This is a genomic window from Burkholderia sp. Ac-20384, from assembly GCF_017104605.1.
GTDB lineage: Bacteria > Pseudomonadota > Gammaproteobacteria > Burkholderiales > Burkholderiaceae > Burkholderia > Burkholderia lata.
Genome location: NZ_JAAGPE010000300.1, coordinates 1 through 11,015, shown reverse-complemented (window position 1 = coordinate 11,015; position 11,015 = coordinate 1). Strand labels below are relative to the sequence as shown.

Here is an 11,015-nt window from a genome sequence, read left to right as displayed (position 1 = left end):
ACCGGCGCGCGCGCGATCGCCGCGCTGCAATGGGGCGTCACGCTGCTGCTGTGTGCGTTCCTGATCGTGCCCGTCGTGATGTCGGTGCTTGCGGGCCTCACCGTCAACTATTTCCGCGGCCTGTCGAGCGGGCTCACGCTGCGCTGGCTCGAACAGGTGTGGCAGCAGTATCACGGCTCGGTCGCGCTGTCGCTTTACGTCGCGTTCGCGACGCTCGCGATCGTGCTCGTCGTCGGCGTGCCGGCCGGGTATGCGCTTGCACGCAGCAAGAGCCGTGTCGCGCGTGCGATCGAAGAGGCACTGGTGCTGCCGGTCGCACTGCCCGGCCTCGCGTCGGCGCTCGCGCTGCTGGTCGTGTATGGCGGCTTCACCGCGTTCCGGATGAGCCTGTGGTTCATCGTCGTCGGCCACGTCGTGTTCACGCTGCCGTTCATGGTGCGCGCGGTCGCGGCCGTCGCGGCCGGCGCCGACCTGCGCACGCTCGAGGAAGGCGCGGCCAGCCTCGGCGCATCGTTCGTCACGCGCTTCGTCACGATCGTGCTGCCGAACCTGCGCCCCGGCATCGTCGCGGGTGCGCTCGCGGTGCTCACGCTGTCGATCGGCGAATTCAACCTCACGTGGATGCTGCATACGCCCGACACCAAGACGCTGCCCGTCGGGCTGGCCGATACGTATGCGTCGCTGCGCCTCGAAGTCGGCAGCGCGTACACGATCCTGTTCCTGCTGATGACGCTGCCGCTGCTCGTCGCGATGCAGTGGCTCGGCGTCGATCCGTCCGGCACGCGTGCGCTCAAGAAGCGCCCGCGCTGAATATCTCGCAGACATGAAACTCGATTCCACCCCCATCACCCTGACCCGCTGTGCAAAGACGTTCCGCGGCACCCGCGTGCTCGAACCGCTCGACCTGTCGATCGGCGCGGGCGAAACGCTCGTGCTGCTCGGGCCGTCGGGTTGCGGCAAGACCACGACGCTGCGCCTGATCGCGGGCCTCGACACGCCGGACGCCGGCGGCACGATCGCGTTCGGCAATGACGACGTGACCGCGCTGCCGATCGAGCGCCGGCAGGTCGGCATGGTGTTCCAGAACTACGCGCTGTTTCCGAACCTGACGGTGCGCGGCAACGTCGGCTATGGGCTGAGGATCCGCAAGACCGCGCCGCGCGCGCTGCGCGAGCGCGTCGACGAGTTGCTCGCGATGATGCGGCTCGACGCGCACGCGGACAAACCGGTCGACCAGCTGTCGGGCGGCCAGCGCCAGCGCGTCGCGCTGGCCCGCGCGCTGGCGGTGCGACCGCGCGTGCTGCTGCTCGACGAGCCGCTGACTGCGCTCGACGCGAAGCTGCGCGACACGCTGCGTCGCGAGATGAATACGCTGCTGCGCGAACTCGGTGTGACGACGGTCTACGTGACGCACGACCAGGCCGAAGCGATGGAACTCGGCGACCGGATCGTCGTGATGGGCGCGGGCCGCATCGAACAGATCGGCACGCCGCGCGACATCTACTACCACCCGGCAAACCGCACGGTCGCGCAGTTCATCGGCACGCTGAACCGGCTCGCCGGGCAGTGGCGCGATGGCACGCTGGTGACCACGGGCGGCGCGATCGCGACGCCGCACGCCGCCGACGAGTGGTTCTTCCGCCCCGAGGATGCGCAACTCGCCGATCCCGGCCATGCGCCGCTGCGCGGCGCGGTCAGTGCGTGCGCGTTCCTCGGCGAGCGCACGCGCCTCACGATCGAGCACGCGGCCCCCGACGCGCTCGTGATCGACGTGCCGGGTCGCATCGCGCTCGCACGCGGTACGGCGGTCGGGCTCACGATCGCACCGGAAGGCCTGATCGCGCTCGGCGGGTAATCCGTCATTCCGGCATCATTCATGCAGCACCCCACCGCGGCGCGCGACGCCGCGACAACAATCAGACAATTCCGAGGAACGACGATGCTGCTTGCTCAAATCAGCGATCTCCACATCAAGCGTCCGGGACAGCTCGCGTACCGGCGCGTCGACACCGCGGCCGCGCTCACGCGCTGCATCGAAAAACTGAACGCGCTCGTGCCGCGCCCGGACGCCGTGCTCGTCACCGGCGACCTGACCGATTTCGGCCACGATGAAGAATACGGCAACCTGCGCGGGCTGCTCGCGGCGCTCGAGATTCCGTACCACCTGATGATCGGCAATCACGACGACCGTGCAGGGCTGCGCCGCGCGTTTGCCGATCGCGCCGAGCTGCAGGACGGCGAATTCGTGCAGTACGCGCTCGACGTCGGTGCGGTGCGCGTGCTGGCGCTCGACTCGCAGGTACCGGGTGCAAGCTACGGCGATCTGTGCGATGCACGGCTCGCCTGGCTCGCCGCGCAGCTCGACGCGGCGCGCGACCGGCCCGTGATCGTCGCGCTGCATCACCCGCCGTTCGCATCGGGAATCGGCCACATGGACAAGCTGCGCCTCGCACCCGCCGCTTCCGTGAAACTCGACGCGCTGCTGCGCGGACATCCGAACGTCGAGCGCGTGCTGTGCGGCCACGTGCATCGCACGATGTTCACGCGCTTCGGCGGCACACTCGCAGCCGCGGTGCCGTCGCCCGCGCACCAGGTCGCGTTCGACCTGCGGACCGATGGGCCCTCCGCGTTCCGGCTCGAACCGCCGGCGTTCGCGGTCCATCACTATGTGCCCGATACGGGGATGACGTCGCATCACGTGTATGTCGATGAAGGGGCTGGGCCTTATCCGTTTTATGAACCGACGGGTGAGCTGGTCGACTGACATTGAAAGCAACGGGTGTCGGAATATCGCTCTCTGGATGTTCGGGGTGTATCGCGTTCATCTCGCGTCTCCGATAGAACCCTCCCGCTATTCGACATGTGCTGCCTAGTAACCGGTACTGTCGTCGGTATCGCTTTTTGTTGCCGGCTGTCGGTGGTTTCACGCCCACGCCGACAAGCGGGCCATTTTTGACCCGGTCGAGCCAAAAATGGCCCGATAAATTCCCTTTCTTATCAATGGGTTGATTTTGATCGGGCCAGAAATGGCCCGATTTCCCCTCTAAAAAAGCGATTTATTTGGATTCGCTTTCCCGCGTATTTGTTCGGCGCCCCTCGGCCAGCCGATAGTGCATTGATCTTGAAGGAAAAACGCGGCAAGGCCGCGGATTGGCATGGCTATTGCGTAAAGGCTCCAAGCCATTCCGGCGCCATGGCCCAACCGGCCTTTTCGACAATAACTTCAAGGAAGCAGCCAATGCCGACTCCCGCCTATATCAGCATCCAGGGCAAGACCCAGGGCAACATCACGCAGGGCGCCTTCACCGCCGACTCGGTGGGCAACGTGTACCAGGAAGGTCACGAAGATCAGATCCTGGTCCAGGAAATCGAACACCTGATCGCGACGCCGACCGACCCGCAGAGCGGTCAGCCGTCCGGCCAGCGTGTGCACAAGCCGTTCACCTTCACCGCGCCGCTGAACAAGGCCACGCCGCTGCTGTACCAGGCGCTGGCAGCAGGCGAAATGCTCCCCGAAGTAGAGGTGAAGTGGTATCGCACCTCCACCGAGGGCAAGCAGGAGCACTTCTTCACGACCAAGCTGGAAGACGCCACCGTCGTCAACATCAACACCGCGCTGCCGCATGCGCAGGACCCCAGCAAGGCCGAGTACACCCAACTGGTGAAGGTCTCGATGGCCTACCGCAAGATCACCTGGACCCATGCCATCGCCGGTACCGAGGCTTCGGACGACTGGCGCAAGCCGCAGGAAGCGTAAGTTCGAGTGACCTGAGCGGCCGGTGCGTGCGCCGGTCGCTCGGCGCATGTGTCGAGCGACCGGCCCGATCACGGTCCGTTAAGGAATGCTTATGGTGACGTCATCCGACCTGAGATTTACCTTTACTGCTGGCGACAAGTCATTTGAGGTCGTCGAGTTCACGCTGCATGAGGGGTTGTCCGAGACCTTCCACCTGCAGGTCGAACTGGCCAGCGCCGATCCGGCCATCGACTTTGGTCAGATGCTCGATCGCAACGGCCTGCTCACGATCTGGCAGGGTGGGCAGCCGATACGCTACGTGCACGGCACGGTGTCGTCCTTCGTTCAGGGCGATACCGGTTTTCGACGTACCCGATATTCCGCCGTGGTCGAGCCGCGTCTGGCACGCCTCAAGCTGTCGTCCGACTGGCGGATCTTCCAGACCCTGAGCGTGACCGGGATCGCCACCGCCGTGCTCAAGGCGCATGGCCTGACGATGGACTACGAGCAACGCGCCACCAACGAGCACCTTGCGCGCGAGTATTGCGTGCAGGCCGGCGACACCGACTACGCGTTCATCGAACGCATCCTGCGCGAGGAAGGCTTCTTCTACGCGTTCCAGCATGGCAAGGACGGGCACCGGCTGATTCATTGCGACCGGCTGTTCATCTTCGGTCGCCTCGATGGCGAACCCGTGCTGTACAACGCCACGCCAGGCGGCGATCAGCCGCAGCCGTGCCTGCGGACCTTTGCCTACACCGAGCATGTACGTACCGCGCGCCAGGTGCAGCGTGACTACACGTTCAAGAATCCGCGCTTCAATTACGAGTACCCGCGTAACGGAACCGATCTCGATCATCAGGGGCGAGGCTACGCGCGCTACGACTACCCGGGGCGATATAAGCACGAAGCCAGTGGCAAGGCGTTCACCCAGGATCGCCTGCGTGGTCATCGGCGTGATGCGCGCGCGGCTATCGTGAATGGTGACGACGCGCGCTTGCAACCGGGCATCGCCTTCGAGCTCACTAGTCACCCGCGCGAGGACATGAACCGCAGCTGGCGTCCGGTGAGCTTGGTGCATCACGGCAAGCAACACACCAGCCAAGGGGAAGAAAGCGCCGACGCACAACACGGCACGTATTACGGCTACGAAGCAGTCCTGGTGCCGGACGATGCCGAATGGCGCGCCGAGCCACTGCCGCACCCGCGCATCGACGGCCCGCAGCCGGCAGTGGTGGTTGGCCCGGAAGGCGAAGAGATCTACACCGACGAATACGGCCGAGTGAAAGTGCAATTCCCGTGGGATCGTCAGGGGAAGCATGACGAGCACAGCTCGTGCTGGATCCGCGTTGCGCAGAACTGGGCGGGGGCGCTGTGGGGACACATGGCGATCCCGCGCATCGGTCAGGACGTGATCGTCGACTTCTTCGATGGCGACCCGGACCAGCCAGTTATCACTGGCCGCACCTACAACCGCTTGCAGCTACCGCCGTACGAACTGCCGCGCCACAAGACGCGGATGACGATCAAGAGCCAGACGCACAAGGGCGACGGCTACAACGAGCTGCGTTTCGAGGACGAGGCCGGACAAGAGGAAATCTACGTCCACGCGCAGCGCGATCAGAACATCCACGTCAACCACGACGAAACAACGTTCGTGGGCCACGACCGCAGCGAGCAGGTCGAACATGACGAGACGATTGCGATCGGCAATGACCGCAAGGAAACAGTGGGGCACGACGAACAGGTCACGATCGGGCAGGACCGTCGGCACGACATCGGCCATAACGACTTCCTGGCCATCAGTCGCAACTACACCATCACGACAGGCAAGGACCGCACGGAAGAGGTCGGCAACAACCGCCGCGACAAGACAGCCGCCAACCACACGGTGGAGATCGGCGGTCACTGCGAGCAACGCGTGCAGGGGCGCATCGACATCGAAGCCGGACAAGCCGTGACCACACGAACCAGGGTCATCGAGCTACAGGCCGGCGACGTGTTCCGCCTGCGCGGTCCGGGCGGCACCATCACGCTGGACGACAGCGGTATCACCTTCGATGCCGTGTTGACGCAATTCAACGGCCCCATGGATGGGGGTGGCGCCGGTCGTGGCACTCCGTTTGGAATTGATGGTCAACCGCTGCCCGGTCAGCCCGTCGATCTCAACGACGTCTCGTTTTCCGAATAGAACCTGGAACCACCTATGCTTGTCAGCTTCCCCTTCCTGGGCACCCCTCAACCGAAAACCGACGACGACAGGAACGACGGAACCTTTGGCCTCGGCGAAAAGAGCGGTAAAGGCAGCTTCCCCGTCAGCCATCAGTTCGGCTGGCATGGCGGTGTGCATCTGGTCGCGCCAGGCCCTGACGCAAATCCGGAGCCGGTGCGCGCCATTGCCGACGGCGAGGTCGTGTTCGCGCGTGCCTGTGCTGCCAAGCCGAAGCAGAACCCTACCGAGCAAGAGCGCGACGCTTACCCCTTGCTCTACTACGCTGGCTGGACCAGCAATGGTGTGGTGATCATCAAGCACCAGACGGAAATCGGCGAAGGTGTCGAGGTCGTCTTCTATTCGATCTACCAGCACCTGAAGAGCATGGCGATCAATTCGGCCACCAAGGCAGCGTGGACGAAAGGCGACAAGATCTATCGCAAAGACCCAATTGGCCAGGCAGGTGAGATCTACGGCAGGCCAAACCGCATCCATTTCGAAATCGTTGCCGACAAAGCGAACGTAGAGAAACTGATGGGCCGCAGCCAAGGCAAGCTGCAAGCCCCCGAGGGACGACGCAACTGCGTCTGGGGCGACATCCATATCGTGTTGCCTGCAGGTACGCCTATGTACGCGGTCAACCCGCGTACCGAAACCAGGAACTACGTCGTGCGTGCCTTCGATTCCGCGGTGGGTGCCGCCAACGATACGCTCGAAAGTGTTGCGCAACGGTTCCGGACGACACCAGAGCGCATCCTGAAGCTCAACGGCAAGACCGCAGCACAGGCTGGTACGTGGTGGCCGAGAGTCACCGGTGCATATCAGGCAGCCATGAAGCCCGCGCCGCAATCAGGCAAGAAGGCACCGCCCCCACCCACCGTCGCACAACGGACTATTCGCGTACCAGCTGTCTATGGGGCCGCGGCCGCCACGCCGCCCGATGATCTGACCGCCGAAGCATGGGCGCAATGGACCGTACGGCCCAACGGGCAAACGAAGGAGGTGCTTAACATTGCGCTGAGCGAAGCGCGAGGCACTATCACCGTGACAACGCGTGATGCTGTGGGTGATCGGCGTGGTAGCGTCGAAGAAGCAGCGGGCGGTTATAACCTCTACAAGACCGCGACAGACACCTACCCCGGATGCCCCAGTGCCGGCTACGAGATGCTGCGCTTCGGTCGAATCCTGGGGCCCGACGCGCCGGCCGCCACAGATCTGCATGAGGGTCGCCTGCCGCATTTCCGCAAGGTTGCTATCGACGGTGGTGTCACCGCCTACGTGGATCTCAATCGTATCGGCACGAAGGTCTATAGCGACGCCGACTTCCCGCACTGGCTGGGTTGGACATTTATTGACGACGATGCCGACGGCAACAGCCGCTGCGACTCAAGGCAACTGCTCGACTTGATCGAGCCGATATCGCCAGCACCCGATGCAGCCGTGATTGACGCTGCCACCCGACACCGCAACCGGCTGATCCTTGCCTATGCCAAGACGCAGACTGGCGAATTGCGTGACCGACTCACCTACTGTGTGGTCAAGATGCCCAGCGAGTGGGCGCGTGACGATTTCGACAAGCGCTGGGGCTGGCTGAAGGGTACCGAAGGAGAGAGTGAGGTCGGCAACATCGTGTTCCCGATGTGTCTAAGTGAGCCAGCGTACGAAAGGCTCAAGCGTCACCATCAAGCGTTGGCGTTTTGGGAGGAGGCGGTAGAGACAGGGCTGACTCTTAAGGCAGAGCATTATCACTTTCATCCCTTACGGTTTGTCGCAGCACTGAAGAATTGCGGCTGGCTTAGTACGTCAGAAATGGTGCAACTGTTGCCTGCCACAGGCACTGGATTGACATTTAGTAGAGCACTGTCACTTCTGGTTCGCGGACAATCTACAAGCAAGCATCAACTGCCGCCACGAATGTGGCAAGCCATAAATTTAGCAAGACGGAAATACTACTTGGACTCCATATTGCGCACAGCACATTTCTGGGGACAGATTGCCCAAGAAACTGATGGACTTCAAACTGTACGCGAATATGCGAGCGGCACTGCCTACGAAGGGCGAACCGATCTTGGCAATACACAGGCAGGAGATGGCGCCCGATTTCGCGGCAGAGGGGTCATTCAAGTTACTGGTCGCGTGAATTACGACACGTACAGCGCTTACCGAAATGCTTCATATGTCACAGAACCGCGGCAACTCTTGCTTGAGTCAGACGCTTACACGTCGACGGACGCGTCCGGACTATATTGGGTTGCAGAGTCGACCCGCGATCGATATGAAAATCCACCAGGGAGTAAAAATAAATATCGGTGGATTCTTGATGGAAAAATCAACATCAATACGAGAGTCGACAAATTCAAAAGAAATCACCCAATCGATGAGCAAGAAATCGATGCTGACGTCTTGAATGTGACACTGCAGGTTAATCGAGCAGCACTTCACCAAAACAGGAGAGTAATGTATTTCAAGTGCGCGTATAAGCATCTCAGCGACGATGTTTCCCAAACTATCTCGCGTGACAACTTGAGACCATGAGCAGGAAAATATTTCTACCAGCTATTATTTTTATTTTACTCTTTCCCTCAAAATGGAACGGAAGTCAGGAAGTATCCAAACAAGCCCCATCGGAATATCGTTACGATCTCATCAAGTCTTGCGGATTTTCCCTGAGATCAACACGAAAACTGAATAAAAGCAAAGATGCTTGCCGCCTGCTATACGACGATCGTTCCGGCAGCCCTTTTTTCTATGGCAGCATTGCGGCAGACAAAGCGCTCCTCCACGAAAAGGTGCAAATAGGCTTCATCGATCTGAATCATGGCCAACCTAAGACATCGAGAGCCAGCTACTACGACGCTCAACGTGATGTAACTCAGGAAGTCACCACATCGAAGAAAATTCCTAGCCCAAGAGGAAACAGTGCCGATGTCGTCATCGTTTCAAGGTTAGTACTGTCGTACGGCAAAGCTTTGGGGAACAATCGAGCACTGGTGCCTGTACGTGAACTTTACGAGTGCTGGGACGGATTCTTCCCAGGTACGACAACGGCCGTTTCGCTTTCCCTCTGCAGCACTTTACCGCTGAGAGCGCACAACTTTGCGTCGAAAAATAGTTGGCCAGCGCACGTTATCAACAGCCTTGTGGTTGAGTGAAATAAGTAGTTTTCGTAGATGCAATCTAGCGCCTTCAATCAAACTTCAACTGAAGCAAGATATCCGCAGTTTCCCAGACCTATTTAAGCCATGCTCACTGAAAAGTGAATTTTCAGCCGGTCCCACGAATTTCGTGCGTGGCACGGCCGAGTCGCGGATTTCGAGATTGAAGCGCCTCGGCAAAGCAGCTCGAACTGTGTTGCGGTGCTCTTCCAAGCGCACCCGCCCGGCTTCGCCCCCCGTCCGGCAGGATTCACGTCGCTCCGGTATGATCGGCAGCCTCGACGGCGCCCCGCCCGCCTGCGCACCCGACGCGTGCGCCGCGCGCTGCGCCGCCCCACTTCCGTCCGCGCAGCCATGTCCACCGCCTCCACCGACCGTCCGACCGACGCCGCCTCGCCCCACTACTCGCGCAGCCTGCTGTTGCTGCTCGCGACGATCGCGGGCGTGTCCGTCGCGAACATCTACTACAACCAGCCGCTGCTCGACAGCTTCCGCTCCGCGTTTCCCGACGGCGCGTCGTGGATCGGCGCGGTGCCGACCGCGACGCAGCTCGGCTACGCGGCCGGCATGTTCCTGCTCGCGCCGCTCGGCGACCGCTTCGACCGCCGCGGGCTGATCCTGATGCAGATCGCCGGCCTGTCGGTCGCCCTGATCGTCGCGGCCACCGCGCCGTCGCTGGCCGTGCTCGCCGTCGCGAGCCTCGCGATCGGTGTACTCGCGACCATCGCGCAACAGGCCGTGCCGTTCGCTGCCGAAATCGCGCCGCCGGCCGAACGCGGGCATGCGGTCGGCACCGTGATGAGCGGCCTGCTGCTCGGCATCCTGCTCGCGCGAACGGCCGCCGGCTTCGTCGCCGAGTATTTCGGCTGGCGCGCGGTGTTTGCCGCGTCGGTCGCGGCGCTCGTCGCGCTCGCCGCGGTGATCGTGCTGCGACTGCCGCGCAGCTCGCCGACGTCGACGCTGTCGTACGGCAAGCTGCTCGGCTCGATGTGGCATCTGGCGGTTGAACTGCGCGGGCTGCGCGAGGCATCGCTGACGGGTGCCGCGCTGTTCGCGGCATTCAGCGCGTTCTGGCCCGTGCTCACGCTGCTGCTCGCCGGCGCGCCGTTCCATCTCGGCCCGCAGGCGGCCGGCCTGTTCGGGATCGTCGGTGCGGCAGGCGCGCTCGCGGCGCCGTACGCGGGCCGCTTCGCGGACAAGCGCGGCCCGCGCGCGATCATCTCGCTCGCGATCGCGCTGCTCGCGCTGTCGTTCGTGATCTTCGCGTTGTCGGGTTCGAGCCTCGTCGGGCTCGTGATCGGCGTGATCGTGCTGGACGTCGGCGTACAGGCCGCGCAGATCTCGAACCAGTCGCGCATCTATGCGCTGAAGCCCGAGGCGCGCAGCCGCGTCAACACGGTGTACATGGTGTGCTATTTCATCGGCGGCGCACTCGGCTCGTCGGCCGGCGTCGCCGCATGGCACGCGTTCGGCTGGATCGGAATGTGCGCAACCGGGCTGGTGTTCACCGCGCTCGGCGGCTGGTTCCACCATCGCGGCGGCCGGCGCGACTGAGCGCGACCGGCCACGGCGGCGTCACGCGTCGGCGCGGGGCGCTGCCGGTTCGGCGGCAGGCGGCGGGGCGAACGCGGGTACCGGTTCAGCGATGGGCGGCGGCGCGAACGCCGGTTCCGGTTCGGCGCTGGGCGGCATCGCGACCGCCGGTGCCGGATCGATGACCGCGGCAGGAGCCATCACGGCAGCCGGCGTTGGCCCGGCCAGCGGGACGGCCGCAGGCGCCCGGATCGGCGCAGCATCCGGCACTGCGCTCTGTTCGGCCGCCGACGGCACATCACCCGTCGTCCCGGCTGCCCGACCGGCATCGCACACCTACGAACGCCAGTCCATTACTGCACACCTGCTAGCCGCGTTC

8 protein-coding genes and 1 pseudogene are annotated in these 11,015 nt (G+C 63.0%); all 9 read left to right on the top strand.

Annotation, left to right across the window (positions count from 1 at the left end; all coding sequences use genetic code 11):
- Positions 1 to 810: ABC transporter permease subunit (locus G3O00_RS34665; protein ID WP_206145673.1), on the top strand; the 810-nt coding region annotated here is incomplete at its 5' end.
- A 13-nt stretch (positions 811 to 823) separates the two neighbouring features.
- Positions 824 to 1,855, top strand: a complete 1,032-nt coding sequence (locus tag G3O00_RS34660; protein ID WP_206145672.1) for an ABC transporter ATP-binding protein — start codon at positions 824 to 826, stop codon at positions 1,853 to 1,855.
- An 84-nt stretch (positions 1,856 to 1,939) separates the two neighbouring features.
- Positions 1,940 to 2,764, top strand: coding sequence for a phosphodiesterase (locus tag G3O00_RS34655; RefSeq protein ID WP_206145671.1), 825 nt, complete (start codon positions 1,940 to 1,942; stop codon positions 2,762 to 2,764).
- A 474-nt stretch (positions 2,765 to 3,238) separates the two neighbouring features.
- Positions 3,239 to 3,757, top strand: a complete 519-nt coding sequence (locus G3O00_RS34650) for an Hcp family type VI secretion system effector (RefSeq protein ID WP_206145670.1) — start codon at positions 3,239 to 3,241, stop codon at positions 3,755 to 3,757.
- A gap of 91 nt (positions 3,758 to 3,848) precedes the next feature.
- Positions 3,849 to 5,927: a type VI secretion system tip protein TssI/VgrG gene (tssI, locus tag G3O00_RS34645; protein ID WP_206145669.1), complete on the top strand. Its 2,079-nt coding sequence runs from the start codon at positions 3,849 to 3,851 to the stop codon at positions 5,925 to 5,927.
- A 15-nt stretch (positions 5,928 to 5,942) separates the two neighbouring features.
- Positions 5,943 to 8,483: a peptidase M23 gene (locus tag G3O00_RS34640; protein WP_206145668.1), complete on the top strand. Its 2,541-nt coding sequence runs from the start codon at positions 5,943 to 5,945 to the stop codon at positions 8,481 to 8,483.
- A complete protein-coding gene (locus tag G3O00_RS34635) occupies positions 8,480 to 9,100 on the top strand; it encodes a hypothetical protein (RefSeq protein WP_206145667.1) in 621 nt (206 codons plus the stop codon). Before G3O00_RS34640 ends, G3O00_RS34635 begins: the two co-directional genes overlap by 4 nt.
- Positions 9,101 to 9,457: 357 nt before the next feature.
- Positions 9,458 to 10,657, top strand: a complete 1,200-nt coding sequence (locus tag G3O00_RS34630) for an MFS transporter (protein WP_011351504.1) — start codon at positions 9,458 to 9,460, stop codon at positions 10,655 to 10,657.
- Positions 10,658 to 10,748: 91 nt separating this feature from the next.
- Positions 10,749 to 11,015, top strand: a pseudogene (locus G3O00_RS43990) (hypothetical protein); the annotation flags it as partial.

What these genes read in the sequence shown, in the direction of transcription:
- G3O00_RS34660 (WP_206145672.1), top strand. Translation starts at nt 824, where the DNA reads ATGAAACTCGATTCCACCCCCATCACCCTGACCCGCTGTGCAAAGACG.
- G3O00_RS34655 (WP_206145671.1), top strand. Translation starts at nt 1,940, where the DNA reads ATGCTGCTTGCTCAAATCAGCGATCTCCACATCAAGCGTCCGGGACAG.
- G3O00_RS34650 (WP_206145670.1), top strand. Translation starts at nt 3,239, where the DNA reads ATGCCGACTCCCGCCTATATCAGCATCCAGGGCAAGACCCAGGGCAAC.
- tssI (WP_206145669.1), top strand. Translation starts at nt 3,849, where the DNA reads ATGGTGACGTCATCCGACCTGAGATTTACCTTTACTGCTGGCGACAAG.
- G3O00_RS34640 (WP_206145668.1), top strand. Translation starts at nt 5,943, where the DNA reads ATGCTTGTCAGCTTCCCCTTCCTGGGCACCCCTCAACCGAAAACCGAC.
- G3O00_RS34635 (WP_206145667.1), top strand. Translation starts at nt 8,480, where the DNA reads ATGAGCAGGAAAATATTTCTACCAGCTATTATTTTTATTTTACTCTTT.
- G3O00_RS34630 (WP_011351504.1), top strand. Translation starts at nt 9,458, where the DNA reads ATGTCCACCGCCTCCACCGACCGTCCGACCGACGCCGCCTCGCCCCAC.